The 18194-nt window shown below is 55.2% G+C and carries 17 protein-coding genes and 4 tRNA genes; 7 read left to right on the top strand and 14 right to left on the bottom strand.

Annotated elements, in window-relative coordinates; translation table 11 throughout:
* Window positions 1-95 precede the first annotated feature (95 nt).
* Together cysM and pdxK are read left to right on the top strand one after the other, a co-directional pair.
* Window positions 96-1007 (top strand): cysteine synthase CysM, encoded by a 912-nt coding sequence (gene cysM, locus BWI95_RS21890; RefSeq protein WP_054804590.1) that lies wholly within the window; start codon window positions 96-98, stop codon window positions 1005-1007.
* Window positions 1008-1024: 17 nt separating this feature from the next.
* Window positions 1025-1864, top strand: coding sequence for a pyridoxine/pyridoxal/pyridoxamine kinase (pdxK, locus tag BWI95_RS21885; RefSeq protein WP_023478980.1), 840 nt, complete (start codon window positions 1025-1027; stop codon window positions 1862-1864).
* A gap of 47 nt (window positions 1865-1911) precedes the next feature.
* Here the strand turns inward: pdxK and crr are convergent, their stop codons facing one another.
* The 5 genes from crr to cysZ form a co-directional block, all read right to left on the bottom strand.
* On the bottom strand, window positions 1912-2421 hold the full coding sequence (gene crr / locus BWI95_RS21880) for a PTS glucose transporter subunit IIA (RefSeq protein WP_023478954.1): 510 nt from the start codon (window positions 2419-2421) through the stop codon (window positions 1912-1914).
* Between the two features lie 40 nt (window positions 2422-2461).
* A complete protein-coding gene (gene ptsI / locus BWI95_RS21875; protein WP_076770244.1) occupies window positions 2462-4189 on the bottom strand; it encodes a phosphoenolpyruvate-protein phosphotransferase PtsI in 1728 nt (575 codons plus the stop codon).
* 48 nt (window positions 4190-4237) lie between these two features.
* Window positions 4238-4495, bottom strand: coding sequence for a phosphocarrier protein Hpr (gene ptsH / locus BWI95_RS21870; protein ID WP_007370907.1), 258 nt, complete (start codon window positions 4493-4495; stop codon window positions 4238-4240).
* 382 nt (window positions 4496-4877) lie between these two features.
* Complete coding sequence (gene cysK, locus BWI95_RS21865) at window positions 4878-5849, bottom strand: cysteine synthase A (protein ID WP_076770243.1); 972 nt, start codon at window positions 5847-5849, stop codon at window positions 4878-4880.
* Window positions 5850-5989: 140 nt separating this feature from the next.
* On the bottom strand, window positions 5990-6751 hold the full coding sequence (gene cysZ, locus BWI95_RS21860; RefSeq protein ID WP_054804589.1) for a sulfate transporter CysZ: 762 nt from the start codon (window positions 6749-6751) through the stop codon (window positions 5990-5992).
* A gap of 229 nt (window positions 6752-6980) precedes the next feature.
* Between cysZ and zipA the strand changes: the two genes are divergently transcribed.
* From zipA to BWI95_RS21845, 3 genes are all read left to right on the top strand, one after another.
* A complete protein-coding gene (gene zipA / locus BWI95_RS21855) occupies window positions 6981-8015 on the top strand; it encodes a cell division protein ZipA (protein WP_083699438.1) in 1035 nt (344 codons plus the stop codon).
* Window positions 8016-8084: 69 nt separating this feature from the next.
* Window positions 8085-10103, top strand: coding sequence for an NAD-dependent DNA ligase LigA (ligA, locus tag BWI95_RS21850; RefSeq protein WP_054804577.1), 2019 nt, complete (start codon window positions 8085-8087; stop codon window positions 10101-10103).
* Window positions 10104-10319 carry a DUF3820 family protein gene (locus BWI95_RS21845; RefSeq protein ID WP_023478979.1) on the top strand — a complete coding sequence of 72 codons (216 nt, stop codon included), beginning with the start codon at window positions 10104-10106 and terminating at the stop codon, window positions 10317-10319.
* On the opposite strand, the gene BWI95_RS21840 is transcribed toward BWI95_RS21845, so the two are convergent.
* Window positions 10316-11305: a bile acid:sodium symporter family protein gene (locus tag BWI95_RS21840; protein ID WP_076770241.1), complete on the bottom strand. Its 990-nt coding sequence runs from the start codon at window positions 11303-11305 to the stop codon at window positions 10316-10318. The two genes, BWI95_RS21845 and BWI95_RS21840, sit on opposite strands and share 4 nt — an antisense overlap.
* Window positions 11306-11394: 89 nt before the next feature.
* On the opposite strand from BWI95_RS21840, the gene BWI95_RS21835 reads away from it, so the two are divergent.
* The gene (locus tag BWI95_RS21835) at window positions 11395-12324 is read left to right on the top strand and encodes a LysR family transcriptional regulator (RefSeq protein WP_054804576.1); all 930 of its coding nucleotides are present in this window, start codon (window positions 11395-11397) and stop codon (window positions 12322-12324) included.
* Here the strand turns inward: BWI95_RS21835 and BWI95_RS21830 are convergent.
* The 5 genes from BWI95_RS21830 to BWI95_RS21810 form a co-directional block, all read right to left on the bottom strand.
* The gene (locus BWI95_RS21830; RefSeq protein ID WP_054804575.1) at window positions 12315-12674 is read right to left on the bottom strand and encodes a FlxA-like family protein; all 360 of its coding nucleotides are present in this window, start codon (window positions 12672-12674) and stop codon (window positions 12315-12317) included. The genes BWI95_RS21835 and BWI95_RS21830 overlap by 10 nt on opposite strands.
* Window positions 12675-12933: 259 nt before the next feature.
* Window positions 12934-13009 (bottom strand) — tRNA-Lys (locus BWI95_RS21825).
* 4 nt (window positions 13010-13013) lie between these two features.
* Window positions 13014-13089: transfer RNA gene (locus BWI95_RS21820), tRNA-Val, on the bottom strand.
* A 40-nt stretch (window positions 13090-13129) separates the two neighbouring features.
* Window positions 13130-13205: transfer RNA gene (locus tag BWI95_RS21815), tRNA-Val, on the bottom strand.
* A 41-nt stretch (window positions 13206-13246) separates the two neighbouring features.
* A tRNA-Val gene (locus BWI95_RS21810) sits at window positions 13247-13322 on the bottom strand.
* Between the two features lie 256 nt (window positions 13323-13578).
* Here BWI95_RS21810 and gltX point away from each other — a divergent pair.
* On the top strand, window positions 13579-14994 hold the full coding sequence (gene gltX / locus BWI95_RS21805; protein ID WP_023479709.1) for a glutamate--tRNA ligase: 1416 nt from the start codon (window positions 13579-13581) through the stop codon (window positions 14992-14994).
* Window positions 14995-15058: 64 nt separating this feature from the next.
* On the opposite strand, the gene BWI95_RS21800 is transcribed toward gltX, so the two are convergent.
* From BWI95_RS21800 to BWI95_RS21790, 3 genes are all read right to left on the bottom strand, one after another.
* Window positions 15059-15658, bottom strand: a complete 600-nt coding sequence (locus tag BWI95_RS21800) for a nitroreductase family protein (protein WP_076770240.1) — start codon at window positions 15656-15658, stop codon at window positions 15059-15061.
* A gap of 208 nt (window positions 15659-15866) precedes the next feature.
* Window positions 15867-16109, bottom strand: a complete 243-nt coding sequence (locus BWI95_RS21795; RefSeq protein WP_023479876.1) for a DUF1158 family protein — start codon at window positions 16107-16109, stop codon at window positions 15867-15869.
* Between the two features lie 73 nt (window positions 16110-16182).
* On the bottom strand, window positions 16183-18090 hold the full coding sequence (locus tag BWI95_RS21790; protein WP_054804574.1) for a methyl-accepting chemotaxis protein: 1908 nt from the start codon (window positions 18088-18090) through the stop codon (window positions 16183-16185).
* Window positions 18091-18194 lie beyond the last annotated feature (104 nt).

The raw sequence follows: 18194 nt of genomic DNA, 5'->3' as shown, positions 1-18194 counted from the left end.
AAGGAAACGTGGTTTTTGCCGGGTAGCGCGTTGCTCATCCGGCCGACAAGCCCGGTATGCGTTATGCGGACCGGGTTTTTTATTGGACAGCGATCGTGAACACATTAGAAGAGACTATTGGCAATACGCCGCTGGTCAAATTACAGCGCCTCACCCCGGATAACGGCAGTGAAATTTGGGTCAAGCTCGAAGGTAACAATCCGGCCGGTTCGGTAAAAGACCGCGCTGCGCTGTCGATGATTGTGCAGGCGGAACGGCGCGGCGAAATCAAACCTGGCGATGTGCTGATTGAAGCAACCAGCGGCAACACCGGCATTGCGCTGGCGATGATTGCGGCGCTGAAGGGCTATCGCATGAAGCTGCTGATGCCGGACAACATGAGCCAGGAGCGCCGCGCGGCAATGCGTGCTTATGGTGCCGAGCTGGTTCTGGTCAGCAAAGAGCAGGGCATGGAGGGGGCGCGCGATCTGGCCCTTGAGATGGCGGCGCGCGGTGACGGCAAGCTGCTCGATCAGTTCAATAATCCCGATAACCCCTACGCCCATTACACCACTACCGGCCCGGAAATCTGGCAGCAGACGCAGGGGCGCATCAGCCACTTTGTCTCCAGCATGGGCACCACCGGCACTATCACCGGCGTTTCACGTTTCCTACGTGAGCAGGCGAAAAAGGTGACGATTGTTGGCCTTCAGCCGGAAGAGGGGAGCAGCATTCCCGGTATTCGCCGCTGGCCTGCCGATTATATGCCGGGCATTTTTAACGCTGATTTGGTGGATGAGGTGCTGGATATCCAGCAGCGCGAGGCGGAAAATACCATACGCGCGCTGGCGGTCAAAGAGGGCATCTTCTGCGGCGTCAGTTCTGGCGGCGCGGTCGCCGGCGCGATTCGGGTGGCGAAAGCGAACCCGGGCGCGGTGATTGTCGCCATCATTTGCGATCGCGGCGATCGCTATCTGTCGACCGGCGTGTTTGGTGAAGAGAGTTATTCGCAGGGCGCGGGGATTTAACCCGTCAAGGAGACAAAATGGAGATGATCCTGTTCAGGGATAAAACCCGGGCGCAGCAGGCCGATATCGTCGCGGTTCAGTCGCAGGTGGTTTACGGCAGCGTGGGCAACAGCATTGCAGTACCCAATATTCGTCAGCACCAGCTTAACGTTCTGGCCGTTCCTACGGTGCTGTTCAGCAATACTCCGCATTACGACACCTTTTATGGCGGCGTTATTCCCGATGAGTGGTTCAGCGGCTATTTACAGGCGCTGGAAGAGCGCGATGTGCTGCGCAGCGTGAAGGCGGTGACAACCGGCTACATGGGCAGCGCCAGCCAGATCAAGCTGCTGGCGAAGTGGCTGACGGCGCTGCGGGAGAAACACCCGGAGCTGCTGATTCTGGTCGATCCGGTGATTGGCGATATCGACAGCGGCATCTATGTGAAACCGGAAATTCCTGAGGCGTACCGCGAAGTTATGCTGCCGCTGGCGCAAGGCATTACGCCGAATGTGTTTGAGCTTGAAGTGCTGAGTGGCAAACCGTGCCGCGATCTGCAAAGTGCGATTGCCGCGGCGCAGGGATTGCTCTCCTCGTCATTGCGCTGGGTGGCAATCACCAGCGCGCCGGTGGACCGCAACGATGGGCAGATCCATGTAGTAGTGGTCTCAGCCGAGGGCGTCAATATCAGCAGCTATCCGCGCGTGGCGACGGATCTGAAAGGGACAGGCGATCTCTTCTGCTCCGAACTGGTGAGCGGCATAATTCAGGGCAAAGCGCTGGATATGGCGGTGCAGGCTGCGGGCGAGCGGGTGGTAGAAGTGATGGGTTATACCCTTGAGAAGGGGTATGACGAGCTGATTTTACCGCCGCGCTAAAACAAAAATGGCACCTTACGGTGCCATTTTTTTAGACTGTAGAGCGCTTACTTCTTGATGCGGATCACCGGGGTTTCACCCACGGTCACGCTACCAGAGAGTTTGATCAGCTCTTTGATCTCATCCATGTTAGAGATAACAACCGGCGTCAGCGTGGATTTTGCTTTCTCTTCCAGCAGCGGCAGGTCGAACTCGATAACCGGATCGCCAACTTTAACGCGCTGGCCTTCTTCCGCGATGCGTTTGAAACCTTCACCTTTCAGTTCAACGGTATCAATACCGAAGTGAACGAAGAGTTCGATGCCGCTATCGGATTCGATAGAGAAGGCATGGTTGGTTTCAAAGATTTTGCCGATAGTCCCGTCAACCGGAGCGACCATTTTGTTGCCGGTCGGTTTGATAGCAATGCCGTCGCCGACGATTTTTTCAGCGAACACCACATCCGGTACATCTTCAATGTTAACGATTTCGCCAGACAGCGGGGCAATGATCTCAATGGCGCCGGTCTCTTTCTTATCGTCAGAAACCAGAGATTTCAGTTTATCGAACAAACCCATGATCTTCTCCTAAGCAGTAATTTGGGCCGCATCTCGTGGATTAGCAGATTGTTTTTTCTTCAATGAACTTGTTAACCAGCGTCATTAACTCGTCCGTTGTCGGTTGAGCAAGAGCCTGCTCTGCTAACACCTTCGCATCTTCGAAGTTCGTGTTACGAATAATCTTCTTAATGCGCGGGATAGAAATGGCACTCATACTGAATTCATCCAGACCCATCCCCAGCAACAGAAGTGTAGCACGTTCGTCGCCAGCAAGCTCACCACACATGCCGGTCCATTTACCTTCAGCATGAGAAGCATCAATAACTTGCTTGATCAGGTTGAGTACGGACGGCGACATCGGCTGGTAAAGATGTGAAATCATATCATTACCGCGGTCAACTGCCAGGGTGTACTGCGTTAAATCATTGGTGCCGATACTAAAGAAGTCCACTTCTTTCGCCAGATGGCGCGCAATCGTCGCGGCGGCAGGGGTTTCTACCATCACGCCGATTTCGATGGATTCGTCAAAGGCTTTGCCTTCGTCGCGCAGTTCCTGTTTGTAGATCTCAATCTCTTTCTTCAGTGCACGCACTTCTTCAACAGAGATGATCATCGGGAACATAATGCGCAGTTTGCCGAAAGCAGAGGCACGCAGGATAGCGCGAACCTGATCGCGCAGGATCTCTTTGCGATCCATGGCGATACGGATGGCGCGCCAGCCGAGGAACGGGTTCTCTTCTTTCGGGAAGTTCATGTACGGCAGCTCTTTGTCGCCGCCGATGTCCATGGTACGTACAATCACGGCCTGGGAGCCACACGCTTCCGCTACCGCTTTGTAGGCGTCGAACTGCTCTTCTTCGGTCGGCAGCGCGTCGCGATCCATAAACAGGAATTCGGTACGGTAGAGGCCAACGCCTTCAGCGCCGTTGCGCTCCGCGCCCGCGACATCGCGAACGGTACCGATGTTGGCGCACACTTCGACCTGATGACCATCAAGGGTGATCGCCGGCAGATCTTTCAGCTTCGCCAGTTCAGCTTTCTCTTCCGCGACCTGCGCCTGCGCAGCGCGCAGTGCGTCGATCTCGTCGTCGCTCGGGTTAACGTAAACTTTGTTGTTTACCGCATCGAGGATCAGATAGTCGCCGTTTTTCACCTGAGTGGTGACGCTACCGGTGCCCACAATCGCCGGCAGCTCAAGGGAGCGCGCCATGATCGACGTGTGGGAGGTACGACCGCCAATGTCGGTGATAAAGCCGAGCACTTTTTTCAGGTTCAGCTGTGCAGTTTCGGACGGTGTCAGATCGGCTGCGACCAGGATAACTTCATCCTGAATGGCGCTCAGATCGATAATCGGCATACCCAGAATGTTGCGCAGCAGGCGTTTACCAATGTCGCGCACGTCAGCCGCACGCTCTTTCAGGTATTCGTCGTCCAGCTCTTCCAGGGCGGTTGCCTGACCTTCGATAACTTCATGGGCTGCCGCGTCGGCAGTCATGCTCTTATCTTTAATCAGGGCTATGATTTCCTGCTCCAGCTCCTCATCTTCCAGCAACATGATGTGGCCTTCGAAGATGGCTTCTTTTTCTTCGCCGAAAGTTTCACCTGCTTTCGTTTTGATCGCTTCCAGTTGCGCCGATGCCTTGGCACGACCGCTCAGGAAACGCTCAACTTCCTGATCAACCTTGTCGGCAGAAACTTTCTTCCGGTCGATGACGATCTCATCTTCTTTCAGCAAAAGTGCTTTGCCAAAAGCGATACCCGGGGATGCTAAAATGCCTGAAATCATAACCCTACCTTTACTTGTGACTGATCTTTAAAGAAACCCGCGAAAAACTTACTCGAGTTCCGCCATCAGTTTAACCAGATGTTCAACTGCTTTCTGCTCATCTTCGCCTTCAGCGGTCAGAGTCACAACGGTACCCTGAGTCAGGCCCAGAGTTTGCAGTTTGAACAGGCTTTTTGCGCTGGCGCTTTTGCCGTTGGAGGTCACAGTGATTTCAGAAGAGAAGCCTTTTGCTTCTTTAACAAACTGAGCAGCAGGGCGAGTGTGCAGACCGTTCGGAGCTGTAATGGTAACTTCTTGCTGGAACATTGTATTTCCCCAACTTATAGGTTTAGTGTTGTGGAACTAAAGTCTAGCCTGGCGGCAGGACTTTAGCCTGTATAGTTAGCGCTGGCGTAACGAGCCAAGGTACAGATGCCAGAAAGGCGCGGTCTCGTGCAGACGCTGATGGTCGCTGACGTTTCGCACGTCATTAAACATTATGCCGTGAAAGCCAGAATTGAACCAAATCATAAAAACGATTCAGCCAGGTGAAATCTGACTTCGATTAATTTCGCGCTTCAAAATAAATGTGATGGTTAAATACCAGACCAGGCCATTTTCGGCAATGCCAGGTGAGACAAAAGTTTGATGTATGCCACAAAAAAGCACCCCGATGGGTGCTTTTTTGCGCTGATTTAACAATCTGGCATCACTGTTGCAATTCTTTCTCAGTAAAGAGATCGGCAAACAGTGCAGTGCTGAGGTAACGCTCACCGGAAGAGGGGAGGATAACCACAATATTTTTATTGGTAAAGGCCTCATCTTCCTGAAGTTTGAGCGCGGCCGCAACGGCAGCACCGGAAGAGATACCGGCCAGAATGCCTTCCTCTTCCATCAGGCGACGCGCGGTGCTGATCGCCTCTTCATCGGTAATCTTCACCACTTTATCAATCAGCTTCAAATCCAGGTTGCCCGGAATAAAACCGGCACCGATACCCTGAATTTTATGTTTGCCGGGCTTAATCTCTTCGCCCGCCAGCGCCTGTGAGATGACCGGTGAGTCGGTCGGCTCCACGGCCACGGTAATCAGATCAGTTTTGCCCTTGGTGTTTTTAATAAAGCGGGTAACGCCTGTCAGCGTGCCGCCGGTGCCCACGCCAGAGATAAAGACATCTACCTGGCCGTCGGTATCTTCCCAAATTTCAGGACCGGTAGTTTTCTCGTGGATCTCCGGGTTCGCCGGGTTGCTGAACTGCTGAAGCAGCAGGAACTTCGCCGGATCGCTGGCGACAATCTCTTCCGCTTTCTGAATCGCGCCCTTCATCCCTTTCGCGCCTTCGGTCAGCACCATGTTTGCGCCAAGCGCTTTCAGCAGCTTGCGACGCTCAATGCTCATGGTTTCCGGCATGGTCAGCGTCAGCTTGTAACCGCGCGCTGCGGCAACATAGGCCAGCGCAATCCCAGTGTTGCCGCTGGTCGGTTCGACCAGTTCGACGCCCGGTTTCAGCACACCACGTTTTTCGGCATCCCAAATCATATTGGCACCGATACGGCATTTTATGCTGAAGCTCGGGTTGCGCGACTCGACCTTCGCCAGAATGCGTCCGTTACCGATGCGGTTCAGTCGAACCAGCGGCGTATGACCAATGGTCAGCGAGTTGTCTTCATAAATCTTACTCATAGCCCGTCCTTAACTGTATGAAATTTGGGAACCGACCCAGCATACGCACTTACTGATGATGCGGAAGTAAGGATTTCGCATATCTATATGCTGCGACGAAATAATGGTTATCAGTATGGAATAAGAAAAGGAATAGTTCCTTAGCGCCAGCTGGCAAGCTTATTGCGGTAACAGTCGACCCACATGGCCGTCGCGCCGCAGACCGCCACCGGCATCACCACCAGATTGAGCACCGGTATCAGCGTGAAGAGGCTGGTCAGCGCGCCGAACTGCATATTGGTCACCTTCCGTTCGCGCAACGCCGAGCGCATGGTTTTAAACGGCACTTTGTGGTTGTCAAACGGGTAGTCGCAATACTGGATCGCCAGCATCCAGGCGCTGAACAGGAACCAGAGCACCGGGGCGACGGTCTGTCCGATACCGGGGATAAAATAGAGAATAAGCAGGATCGCGGCGCGCGGCAGATACCAGGCGAGCTTCTGCCACTCGCGCTTCATGATGCGCGGCAGATCTTTCATCATTCCGAACACGCCAACATCCGGCGGCGTCGCGCCCGTTAATCGCGCTTCCAGTTGCTCGGCCAGCAAGCCATTAAAGGGCGCGGCTATCCAGTTGGCGAGAGTTGAAAAGAAGTAGCCAAATACCAGCAGGATGGAGATAACGATAATTGGCCATAATAGATAGCTAAGCCACTGTAGCCAGTCCGGTACGTGGCTCATCAGCGTTGGGATCCAGCTGTCGAGGCGGGTAAAAAGCCACCAGAATGCGCCGCCCATTAGCAGGATATTGACCAGCAGGGGCAGGATCACGAAGCGGCGAATGCCCGGTAACGTGACCAGTTTCCAGCCTTGAGAAAAGTAGTAAAGACCGCTGCGCGCAGCGCCGGGCGAGGATGAAACCATGATTTGGCTGGACTCCTTTTAAACTCATGCGAAAAAACCGAAGCTTATAATATTCACCGGACGGGGGAAACCTGTTCGGAAATGTTCGAAAAAACAGCAAAAAGTACGATTTAATTCATCTTTATGAGGTGAATGCTTCCCATCCACTTGCACTTGGCCTAATGCGCAAATACTCTTAGTGAGTAAATGTTTGCCGTGGTGGCAAGGTGTTAGAACAACAGAGAATATAATGATGCAGGATTTGCGTCTGATATTAATCATTGTTGGCGCGATCGCCATAATTGCTTTACTGGTTCACGGTTTCTGGACCAGTCGCAAAGAACGCTCTTCTATGTTCCGCGATCGCCCACTAAAACGTATGAAATCGCGACGTGACGACGACGAGTTTGAGGACGAGGACGTCGAAGAGGACGAAGGCGTTGGTGAAGTTCGGGTGCATAAAACCCACAGCGCACCGAAGGCCAGCGTAGAGCAGGAAAATCCGCGTCATGCCGCGCAGCATCAATACCAGCCGCCTTATGCGTCGGCCCAGCCACGCCCGTCGGCTCCGCCGGTTCAGCAGAGCGAGCCCGCGCACCACGCGCCGCAACCCTATTCGCAGCCGCAGCAGCCGGAGCGCCCCGTTGTCGAGCCGCGCGTAGTGGAGCCGCAGCCTGTTGCCCAGCCGACAGCGCCTGCCCAGCCGCAGATGGCGCCGCAGCACTTTCCGCAACCGCCGTCGCATCATCAGCCGTCGGCACATCAAGGTGCCCAACAGCCGCAGATGCAGCCTCAGGTTCACGAGCCTGCACCGCAGCCAGAGCCGGAGCCGGTTGTGGAAGCGCCGGTAGAAAAACCGCAGCGCAAAGAGACGGTGATTATTATGAACGTTGCGGCCCATCACGGCGCGGCGCTCAATGGCGAAGTGCTGCTTAACAGCATCCTGCAGGCCGGTTTCAAATTTGGCGATATGAATATTTTCCATCGTCATCTCAGCCCGGACGGCAGCGGCCCGGCGCTCTTCAGTCTGGCTAACATGGTCAACCCTGGCACATTTGATGTCGAAACCATGGGCGAGATGGCAACCCCTGGCGTAACGATCTTTATGCAGGTGCCGTCCTACGGCGACGAGTTGCAGAACTTCAAGCTGATGCTGCAGTCGGCACAGCATATCGCCGATGAAGTGGGCGGTGTGGTGCTCGATGACCAGCGTCGGATGATGACGCCGCAGAAGCTGCGTGAATACCAGGCGCGTATTCGCGAAGTGAAAGACGCTAACGCGTAACGGCGCGTCACGACACATTCCCTTCCAGAACCCCCGCCCGTCGGGGGTTTTTTACATTGATGGTGCGATATGGAATCAATTGAACAACAACTGACAGAACTGCGAACTACCCTTCGCCATCATGAACATCTCTATCACGTTATGGACGCGCCGGAGATCCCGGATGCCGAGTACGATCGCCTGATGCGCGAGCTGCGCGAGCTGGAAGCGCAGCATCCAGATCTGATTACGCCCGATTCGCCGACCCAGCGCGTTGGCGCCGCGCCGCTCACCGCTTTTACGCAGATACGTCATGAAGTGCCGATGCTGTCGCTCGATAACGTCTTCGACGAAGAGAGCTTTCTGGCATTCAATAAACGCGTACAGGATCGCTTAAAGAGCAGCGACGCGCTGATCTACTGCTGCGAGCTGAAGCTTGACGGCCTGGCGGTCAGCCTGCTGTATGAAAACGGCGTGCTGATGCGCGCTGCCACGCGCGGCGATGGCACTACCGGGGAAGATATCACCTCTAACGTGCGCACCATCCGCGCCATTCCGCTGAAACTGCACGGGGATAACATTCCGGCGCGGCTGGAAGTGCGCGGCGAAGTTTTCCTGCCGCAATCCGGCTTTGAAAAGATCAATGAAGAGGCGCGCCGCACCGGCGGGAAAGTGTTTGCTAACCCGCGTAACGCCGCCGCCGGGTCACTGCGTCAGCTCGATCCGCGTATCACCGCGAAGCGTCCGCTCACCTTCTTCTGCTACGGCATTGGCATCCTTGAAGGCGGCGAGCTGCCCAACAGCCACCTGGCGCGTTTGCAGCAGTTTAAAGCGTGGGGATTGCCGGTCAGCGATCGCATCCGCTTGTGCGGCACGCCGGAAGAGGTGCTGGCGTTCTACCATAAAGTTGAGGAAGACCGTCCGACGCTCGGGTTTGATATCGACGGCGTGGTAATCAAAGTCGACTCCCTCGATCTGCAAGCGCAGCTCGGCTTTGTGGCGCGTGCGCCGCGCTGGGCGGTGGCGTTTAAATTCCCGGCGCAGGAGCAGCTGACGTTTGTGCGCGATGTCGAATTCCAGGTGGGCCGTACCGGGGCGATAACCCCTGTCGCACGCCTTGAGCCGGTACACGTTGCCGGCGTGCTGGTCAGTAACGCCACCCTGCATAATGCCGATGAGATTGACCGTCTTGGCCTGCGTATCGGTGACAAAGTGGTGATTCGCCGCGCCGGAGATGTGATCCCGCAGGTGGTGAATGTGGTGCTCTCCGAACGTCCGGAAGAGACGCGGGAAGTCACCTTCCCGGCGCACTGCCCGGTGTGCGGCTCTGATGTCGAGCGTGTGGAAGGCGAAGCGGTTGCCCGCTGTACCGGTGGCCTCATCTGCGGCGCGCAGCGCAAAGAGTCGCTTAAGCATTTCGTCTCGCGCCGCGCGATGGATGTGGATGGCATGGGCGATAAGATTATCGACCAGCTGGTTGAGAAGGAGTACGTCCACACGCCTGCGGATCTCTTCCGCTTAACTGCCGGTAAGCTGACCGGTCTCGATCGGATGGGGCCGAAGTCAGCACAAAACGTAGTCAACGCGCTGGAAAAAGCGAAAGAGACCACCTTTGCCCGTTTCCTCTATGCGCTCGGCATTCGCGAAGTAGGCGAAGCGACGGCTGCAGGGCTGGCGGCCTACTTCGGCACGCTGGACGCATTGATAGCAGCCTCCGTTGACGAGCTGCAAAAAGTGCCGGACGTCGGCGTGGTGGTGGCAAAACACGTGCATAACTTCTTCAGTGAAGAGAGCAATCGCGACGTGATTCGCCAGCTGACGGAAGAAGTGGGTATTCACTGGCCCGCGCCGCTGGTGGTTAACGCCGAGGAGATCGACAGCCCATTTGCCGGTAAAACCGTGGTGTTAACCGGTAGCCTGAGCCAGCTTTCGCGCGACGAGGCCAAAGAGCGCTTAACGGCGCTGGGGGCGAAAGTAGCTGGCAGCGTATCGAAGAAGACCGATCTGGTGATTGCTGGTGAAGCCGCAGGCTCGAAGCTGGCAAAAGCGCAGGAGCTGGGCATTGCGGTCATTGATGAAGATGAAATGATTCGTCTGCTGGGAGCCTGAATGGAGAAGGAGCAGCTGATAGAGATCGCCAACATGGTAATGCCGTTTGGCAAATACCAGGGGCGTCGGCTGATTGATCTGCCGGAGGAGTATCTGCTCTGGTTCGCCCGTAAGGATCAGTTTCCCGCCGGGCGGCTTGGCGAGTTAATGCAAATCACCTTAGTGATTAAAACCGAGGGGCTGAGCCATCTGGTTCAGCCCCTCAAGCGGCCTTAAGCTTTCGCCGCTTCCTGCGCGGCGTGCTGCTCCGCCTTACGTTTGTAACGGCGGGCCAGCACGGCGCACACCATCAGCTGGATCTGGTGGAAAATCATCAGCGGCAGCACCATCATGCCGATCACCGACGTCGGGAAGAGAATATTGGCCATCGGTATGCCGTTGGCGAGGCTCTTTTTCGATCCGCAGAAGACAATCGTAATCTCATCCGCTTTATTGAAGCCGCATTTGCGCGCCACCAGAATATTTATCGCAATCACAATAGCCAGCAGGACGATACTCGCCGCCACGATAAACATCAGCGAGCCGAGGCCCACTTTGTGCCAGATGCCATTTACCACCGCTTCACTAAAGGCGGAGTAAACCACCAGCAGAATCGAGGTCTGGTCGGTTTTGGAGATCCACTTTTTATGTTTGGTGACGAATCCTGCGGTCCACGGGCGTGACAGGTGACCGAGCACAAACGGCAGCAGCAGTTGCAGCATGATTTTGCCGACCTGCTCAAGGCTACCTTGCGCGCCGTGGAGATTCATCAGCAGGCCGACTAACAGCGGTGACAGGAAGATCCCCAGCAGGCTTGATGCCGATGCCGAGCAGACCGCTGCCGCGACGTTACCGCCCGCCAGTGAGGTAAAGGCGATGGCCGACTGCACCGTGGCGGGCAGAATGCAGAGATAGAGGAAGCCGGTATAAAGCTCCTGGCTGATATTGACCGGCGACCACCAGACAAACAGCACGCCGAGCGCCGGGAAGAGCACGAAGGTGCTGCACATCACCCACAGGTGTAAACGCCAGTGGCTGCCGCCAGCAATAATCGCCTCACGGGAAAGCTTCGCGCCATGCATAAAAAAGAGCAGCGCAATCGCGGCGGTGGTCAGCCCTTCGAAAAAGGGGACAAAACTGCCACGCGCCGGGAAGAAAGAGGCCAGCAGAACGACGCACACCAGCGTCAGGGTAAAGGGATCAAGGATACGAAAAAGTTTCATGTGAACTCCTGAAAGTCGATGGCGCTATTGTGCTTTGTCTGCTTTGAGAAATAAAATTGATTTATTGCATCCATTCATGAATTTATCAGATGAATTATTCACTCCGTCAATTACGTGTCTTTGTCACCGTCGCGCAGGCGAAGAGTTTCAGCCGTGCCGGGGAGATGATCGGCCTTAGCCAGTCGGCGGTCAGCCACAGCGTAAAAGAGCTGGAGCGGCAGACCGGCGTCAAGCTGCTGGATCGCACTACCCGCGAAGTGGTGCTGACCGAAGCGGGCCAGCAGCTGGCCGGGCGGCTGGAACGGCTGTTAGATGAGCTTAGCAGCACGCTGCGTGAAGCGGGGAGGGTAGGGCAGCAGTTAACCGGAACGGTGCGCGTTGCCGCCAGCCAGACTATCTCCGCGCATCTCATTCCGCACTGTATCGCCAGCAGCAATAAGCGCTACCCGGAGATCGATTTTGTGCTGCATGACCGCCCGCAGCAGTGGGTGCTGGAGAGTATTCGCCAGGGTGAAGTCGATTTTGGCATTGTGATCGATCCCGGCCCGGCAAGCGATCTGGAGATCGAGGAGATCCTCGCCGAGCCCTTTTTCCTGCTGTGCCGCAACGATCACTCCTGGGCGCCGCTTGATGCCGTGCCGTGGTCGGCGCTGGATGGTGCCCGGCTGGTGGTGCAGGATTACGCCTCCGGCAGCCGTCCACTGATCGATGCCGCGCTCCATCACTTTGCAGTGCGGGCGAAAATTGTGCAGGAGATTGGTCATCCGGCGACGCTTTTTCCGATGGTGGAAGCGGGGATTGGCATCAGCATTCTGCCCGCGCTGGCATTGCCACTTCCGCAGGGTAGCCAACTGATGGTGAAACGGCTGGTGCCGGATATGCAGCGCAAAATTATGCTGGTACGGCGCAAAAACCGATCGCTTTCCGGCGCGGCGCAGGCGTTATGGGATGTGGTGCGGGAAGAGGCCCGGTGTTTAAACCGGGCCCGGGAGAACGATCCGCTCTTTACTCAGATATAGATATCAACCTGATGATCGACTGAAGGGTTATTCACGCCTTCAATTTTGCCCTGCGTCGGGGTGTTCGGATGGTTTTGCGTCTGCTTTTGCTCAGCTTCTTCAGCCTGCTTGCGCATTAACTGTTGTAGCTGTGCCTGCAGCAGCTGGATCTGTTGCTGAATCTGCTCTTGCTGTTTCTTTTTCTCTTCAGTCGTCCCTTCGCCATTAGGGATATCTTTTAACTGCTGGGTAAGTTTGGCGATCTGCTGCGTCACGCGGCTGATTTGAGATGCGGTGTCGCTACCGGCGGAAGATGAACCGCTGGTGCCGCCGCCCTGAACAGAGGGGGTTGCTGCCGAAATGGTAGTCATTGAAAACTCCTTTTTTGCCTTAAAAGAGTGTTATCGGCCCAATTGTGGCGGACTTAAATAAGAAGCGTGTGAGGATGTGTCAATCGAAAGCGTTTACCCGGCAAACTGCCTGCTGGCGCTGCGCTTAGCAGTCCTGGAAAACCAGGTGCGGAGAGATATTGTAGGCCGGATAAGGCGCAGCCGCCATCCGGCAAGAAGAGGGCACAAATCTTTCAAATCGCAGATAGCAAAAAAGCGCCTTTAGGGCGCTTTTTTACATTGGTGGGTCGTGCAGGATTCGAACCTGCGACCAATTGATTAAAAGTCAACTGCTCTACCAACTGAGCTAACGACCCGAAGTGGTGGGTGATGACGGGATCGAACCGCCGACCCCCTCCTTGTAAGGGAGGTGCTCTCCCAGCTGAGCTAATCACCCACTTCGGTACTTCAATGATAAGAATTCGCTGGCGAGAAAGTGGTGGGTGATGACGGGATCGAACCGCCGACCCCCTCCTTGTAAGGGAGGTGCTCTCCCAGCTGAGCTAATCACCCACTTCTCATTCTTATCTACACTGCGGGAACCACAAAATTTGTGGTGGGTGATGACGGGATCGAACCGCCGACCCCCTCCTTGTAAGGGAGGTGCTCTCCCAGCTGAGCTAATCACCCCCGCTGTGTGGAGTCGCATTATAGGGAGAGTTGAAAATGAGTCAACGCATTTTCTAAAGAAATTGTTCGTTCGTCGTAAAATTAGACAAACCGCTGATGAATCGATCGCGAGCGCATGATTTATAAACAAAATAGCCCGTTTGCTGCGCCATTTCGGTAACAACATTGAGGAATCAGCCCACAGTGATAGAATATCGCCCACTTTTCTATTAGGTATTGCCGACGGTCGGCATCGCTATCAACGTAAGGCCAATTCATGAAAATCAAAACTCGCTTCGCGCCAAGCCCCACCGGCTATTTGCACGTTGGCGGCGCGCGCACTGCTCTCTACTCCTGGCTGTTTGCCCGCAATCAAGGCGGTGAGTTTGTGCTGCGCATCGAAGACACCGATCTCGAGCGTTCCACTCCGGAAGCAATCGAAGCCATTATGGATGGCATGAACTGGCTGAGCCTCGAGTGGGATGAAGGCCCGTACTTCCAGACCAAACGCTTTGACCGCTATAACGCGGTGATTGATGAAATGCTGGAAGCGGGCACCGCCTATAAATGCTACTGCTCCAAAGAGCGCCTTGAGCAGCTGCGCGAAACGCAGATGGCAAACAACGAAAAACCGCGTTACGACGGCCGCTGCCGCCATGACCATACTCACCACGCTGCTGATGAGCCGTGCGTGGTGCGTTTTGCCAACCCGCAGGATGGATCGGTAATTTTTGACGATCAGATCCGCGGTCCGATCGAATTCAGCAACATGGAACTCGACGATCTGATTATTCGCCGTACCGATGGCTCCCCGACCTACAACTTCTGCGTTGTTGTCGATGACTGGGATATGGAGATCACCCACGTGATCCGCGGTGAAGACCACATCAACAACACCCCGCGCCAGATCAACATCCTGAAGGCGCTGAACGCGCCGGTGCCGGTTTACGCGCACGTTTCAATGATCAACGGCGACGACGGTAAAAAACTCTCCAAGCGCCATGGCGCAGTGAGCGTGATGCAGTATCGCGATGATGGTTACCTGCCGGAAGCACTGCTCAACTACCTGGTGCGTCTGGGCTGGTCCAGCGGCGATCAGGAGATCTTCAGCCGCGAAGAGATGATCAAACTCTTCTCGCTGGGCGCGGTAAGCAAATCCGCCAGTGCGTTTAATACCGACAAACTGCTGTGGCTGAACCATCACTACATCAACACCCTGGCGCCGGAGTATGTTGCTACCCATCTGCAGTGGCACATTGAGCAGGAAAATATTGATACCCGCACCGGTCCGCAGCTGGCGGAGCTGGTCACGCTGCTGGGTGAGCGCTGCAAAACGCTGAAAGAGATGGCGGCAAGCTGCCGTTACTTCTATGAAGAGTTTGCGGAATTCGACGCTGATGCGGCGAAAAAGCACCTGCGTCCGGTTGCGCGCCAGCCGCTGGAAGTGGTTCGCGACAAACTCGCCGCCATTACCGACTGGAGTGCTGAAAACGTCCATCACGCTATTCAGGCCACCGCCGATGAGCTGGAAGTGGGCATGGGTAAAGTTGGCATGCCGCTGCGCGTAGCAGTAACCGGTGCCGGTCAGTCGCCGGGTCTGGATGTTACCGTTCACGCGATTGGTAAGACCCGTAGCATTGAGCGCATCAATAAAGCGCTGGGCTTTATCGCTGAGCGTGAAAGCCAGCAGTAAGCCAAAAAAAAGCCGCCTGAAAAGGCGGCTTTTTTAATTGTTCAGACACACGCCAGTGCGCAGCTTAACGCGCAACCACAAAGCGTTTATCGTCATCCATATACGTTTTTTCGCCTGCCGGAGCCATAATTGAACCGAAGTTCATATGAGCGCGCAGTTTCCAGCTCGCCGGAATATTCCAGGTGCGCTGCACATCTTCATCCACCAGCGGGTTGTAGTGCTGCAGGTTAGCGCCAATGCCTTTCTCTGCCAGCGCTACCCAGACAGCATACTGGGCGATACCGGTACTGTGTTCAGACCACACCGGGAAGTTATCGGCATACGCGGCGAACTGCTCCTGTAAGCGGGTCACCACTTCCTGATCTTCAAAGAACAGCACCGAACCTGCTGCTGCCGCAAAACCATCTAATTTTTGCGAAGTACCGTGGAAATTCTCTTCCGGCACGATTTTCTTCAGCTGCGCGCGAGTCAGTTCCCAGAACTGCTCATGCTCTTTACCCAGCAGGATCAGCGCACGTGAACTTTGCGAGTTGAACGCCGACGGTGCCTGGCGAATCGCTTCTTTAATAAGGTCAATCACCTCATCTTCTGCCAACGGCAGGTTTTTGCCGAGAGCATAGATCGTTCTACGTTGTGTAGCTAAAGCGAGAAAATTATCTGACATGATTCCTCCTGAAGTTATCTGCACCTCCGCTGTGCTGTCATCAGCAAACGGCGGAAAAAGCGCCCGAAGCAAATTTATAACCGGTTGATCATTCATTGCATCAATATGCTGCCTCGAAAAAGCATAGGCCTGGGATGCAATAAAGAAAAGTCCAACAATTTGCCGTTAACATTCAAAAAATTAGAATGAGCCAGAGAGCCACGCGGCATTACACCGCCAGCCAGCGCCGCCAGATAAAGCGTAAAACGTAGAATTCAATGGTGCCGAGCAGCAAAAACCAGAGGCAGTAGAGCAGGGTATAAAACTGGTTTAAATCCAGCAGATGGAAGGTTTGCATCAGCGTTTGCGCCAGCTGCATGCCCAGCTGTGGCGCAGGTAGCAGCAGCACAGAGACAAAAGAGAGCAGCAGGATGCCCGCAAGCGTGACCATCGTTTCGAGGGGATGTTTCATAAGCGTTAATCATTGATGAAAAAACGCATTGTCGGGGAAAGCTGGCCTGAGCGCAACGTCCCCCGACCTTCACTCAGGCGACCACGAAGCGGCCGACCAGCTCTGACATGGTTTCAGACTGTTGATCCAGCAGCTGGCTGGCGCTGGCCGCACTCGCCACCAGACCGGCGTTTTGCTGCGTGACTTGCTCTAGCTGGTTGAGCGCTTCATGCACCTGCGAGACGCCGAGCGACTGTTCATTAGCCGCGTGGGCAATATCGCTGACAAACGACAGCATCTGGCCGGTATTCTCGCGAGCCGCATGCAGCGCGCGATCCGATGCCTGCGCCAACGCCACGCCTTGCTGGATCTGATCCATATTTTTACTCACCAGTTCGCGGATCTGCTGTGCCTCGTTGGCGCAGCGCTGTGACAGGTTACGCACCTCTGATGCCACCACCGCAAAGCCTTTGCCCAGCTCACCGGCGCGTGCCGCTTCCACCGCGGCATTCAGCGCCAGCAGGTTGGTCTGAAACGAGATCTCATCAATTGAGCTGACAATGTTGGAGATCTGTTCGCTGGAGTAACGGATAGCCGACATGCTGTTGCTGGTTTCACCCGCCACGCGGCTCGCTTCCTGTACCTGTTTCTCCATCTCCTGCGTCAGTCGTTTTGCTTCATTGGCATTGTCGGCGGTCATGTTTACCGCAGTGGCGATCTGCTCCATGCTGGCGGCAGTCTCGACCAGCGAGGCCGCCTGTTGATCGGTGCGGGAAGCCAGATCCTGGTTGCCGCTGGCGATCTCGGAGCTGGCGCCGCGCAGCACGCCTGCGCCATGTTTGATCTCGCTGACGATATGCTGAATATTCTCGATCGCCTGGTTGTAGGCGCGGTTAAGCAGAGAGAGCTCGTCGCTGCCCGGCACATCCAGGCGCTGAGTGAGATCGCCATCCATCCCTTCAATAGTTGCCAGTGAGTGCTGCAACTGGCGGTGAATGCTGCTGGCGACCAGCACGGCAAAGAAGAGGGCGATGACCAGTGCAATCACGCTTATCACCGCGAACAGCGTTACTTCGCGCCAGGCTTCATCGGCCAGTTTCTGCGCGGTCATAAGCAGGTGATTAGACGCGGCATTTTCAACGGCTTTTAGCGTGTTAATGCGCGCAGTCTGGGCGTTAAACCAGTCGGCGGGGGCGACGCCAAAGCCACCGGTTGCGGCGTGATCGATAGCGGTCTGGCGTAAAGAGAGGGCTTTAAGGGCTTCTGGAGAGTTAAGCTGCGCGTTCATTTTCGCATTCACCTCTGCGGAGCTAAACGCGTGGGTTGCCGCCAGCCATGAAGCCTGTTTACCCACCACTTCATTAAGCTGGCGGAATTGCGCCTCGGTAAAGCGGTCGGCGGAGAAAACGTTCGACAGCAGCGCACGCTCAATACCGCTCTGCTCTTTGGCATTCAGCACGCTGTAGTAGGCCGCCAGTTGGTTAACAATCTCGCCGTTATCCGTTAACTGGCTAATACCACCGACCACATTCAGCAGGTCATTAATGATGGTGCTGTACCACACCAGCGAATCGGATCCATTGACGCTTAATGCGCGCACCTGGTCGCGAAAACCATTAATACCCTGCTGATGCTGGCGAAATTGCGCCAGCGCCTGGCGAATATCGCTATTCGCGTCCTGTTCCGGGAATTGGTCGAGCAGCTCGGTTAATTGCGTCAGCGCTTTTGTCGAGACGGGATATTGCGTGGATAACTCATTATTGAATTGCTGGCCTTTACTGCCGATATAACCTGCACTTAAACCGCGCTCTTTTTGCAATTCATGAATAACGCTCCCGGCCTCTTTCGCCAGCGAGGTTAGTGAAATGATGGTATGCATCTGCTGGCCGGTCTCAACGCGTGACATGATGCCGCTGGCGGCAAGCCAGATAAGCGCAAACAACAGAGGCAGCAGAGCTAATAGCAGTTTTGACTTCATCGAGATACGGTAAATCCACTTCATAAATAGGCCTCTTGTTCGCGTGTATATATTTGTTATCGGAGTGATTATGCGCGGCCTTTATTTTAATGCAGGGGTTGTTGATATTTATCAATTCTCAGGAAATA

This window comes from Kosakonia cowanii JCM 10956 = DSM 18146, from assembly GCF_001975225.1.
GTDB classification, from domain to species: Bacteria; Pseudomonadota; Gammaproteobacteria; order Enterobacterales; family Enterobacteriaceae; genus Kosakonia; species Kosakonia cowanii.
The sequence above is the reverse complement of the archived record's forward strand: the minus strand, read 5'-3'. Positions and strand labels throughout refer to the sequence as shown.

Bases quoted from the DNA above. Each gene is read 5' to 3' on its own strand.
- zipA (WP_083699438.1), top strand. From the start codon at position 6,981: ATGATGCAGGATTTGCGTCTGATATTAATCATTGTTGGCGCGATCGCC.
- crr (WP_023478954.1), bottom strand. From the start codon at position 2,421: ATGGGTTTGTTCGATAAACTGAAATCTCTGGTTTCTGACGATAAGAAA.
- cysK (WP_076770243.1), bottom strand. From the start codon at position 5,849: ATGAGTAAGATTTATGAAGACAACTCGCTGACCATTGGTCATACGCCG.
- ligA (WP_054804577.1), top strand. From the start codon at position 8,085: ATGGAATCAATTGAACAACAACTGACAGAACTGCGAACTACCCTTCGC.
- BWI95_RS21830 (WP_054804575.1), bottom strand. From the start codon at position 12,674: ATGACTACCATTTCGGCAGCAACCCCCTCTGTTCAGGGCGGCGGCACC.
- BWI95_RS21795 (WP_023479876.1), bottom strand. From the start codon at position 16,109: ATGAAACATCCCCTCGAAACGATGGTCACGCTTGCGGGCATCCTGCTG.
- BWI95_RS21840 (WP_076770241.1), bottom strand. From the start codon at position 11,305: ATGAAACTTTTTCGTATCCTTGATCCCTTTACCCTGACGCTGGTGTGC.
- BWI95_RS21845 (WP_023478979.1), top strand. From the start codon at position 10,104: ATGGAGAAGGAGCAGCTGATAGAGATCGCCAACATGGTAATGCCGTTT.
- BWI95_RS21790 (WP_054804574.1), bottom strand. From the start codon at position 18,090: ATGAAGTGGATTTACCGTATCTCGATGAAGTCAAAACTGCTATTAGCT.
- cysZ (WP_054804589.1), bottom strand. From the start codon at position 6,751: ATGGTTTCATCCTCGCCCGGCGCTGCGCGCAGCGGTCTTTACTACTTT.
- ptsH (WP_007370907.1), bottom strand. From the start codon at position 4,495: ATGTTCCAGCAAGAAGTTACCATTACAGCTCCGAACGGTCTGCACACT.
- BWI95_RS21835 (WP_054804576.1), top strand. From the start codon at position 11,395: ATGAATTATTCACTCCGTCAATTACGTGTCTTTGTCACCGTCGCGCAG.
- BWI95_RS21800 (WP_076770240.1), bottom strand. From the start codon at position 15,658: ATGTCAGATAATTTTCTCGCTTTAGCTACACAACGTAGAACGATCTAT.
- gltX (WP_023479709.1), top strand. From the start codon at position 13,579: ATGAAAATCAAAACTCGCTTCGCGCCAAGCCCCACCGGCTATTTGCAC.
- pdxK (WP_023478980.1), top strand. From the start codon at position 1,025: ATGGAGATGATCCTGTTCAGGGATAAAACCCGGGCGCAGCAGGCCGAT.
- ptsI (WP_076770244.1), bottom strand. From the start codon at position 4,189: ATGATTTCAGGCATTTTAGCATCCCCGGGTATCGCTTTTGGCAAAGCA.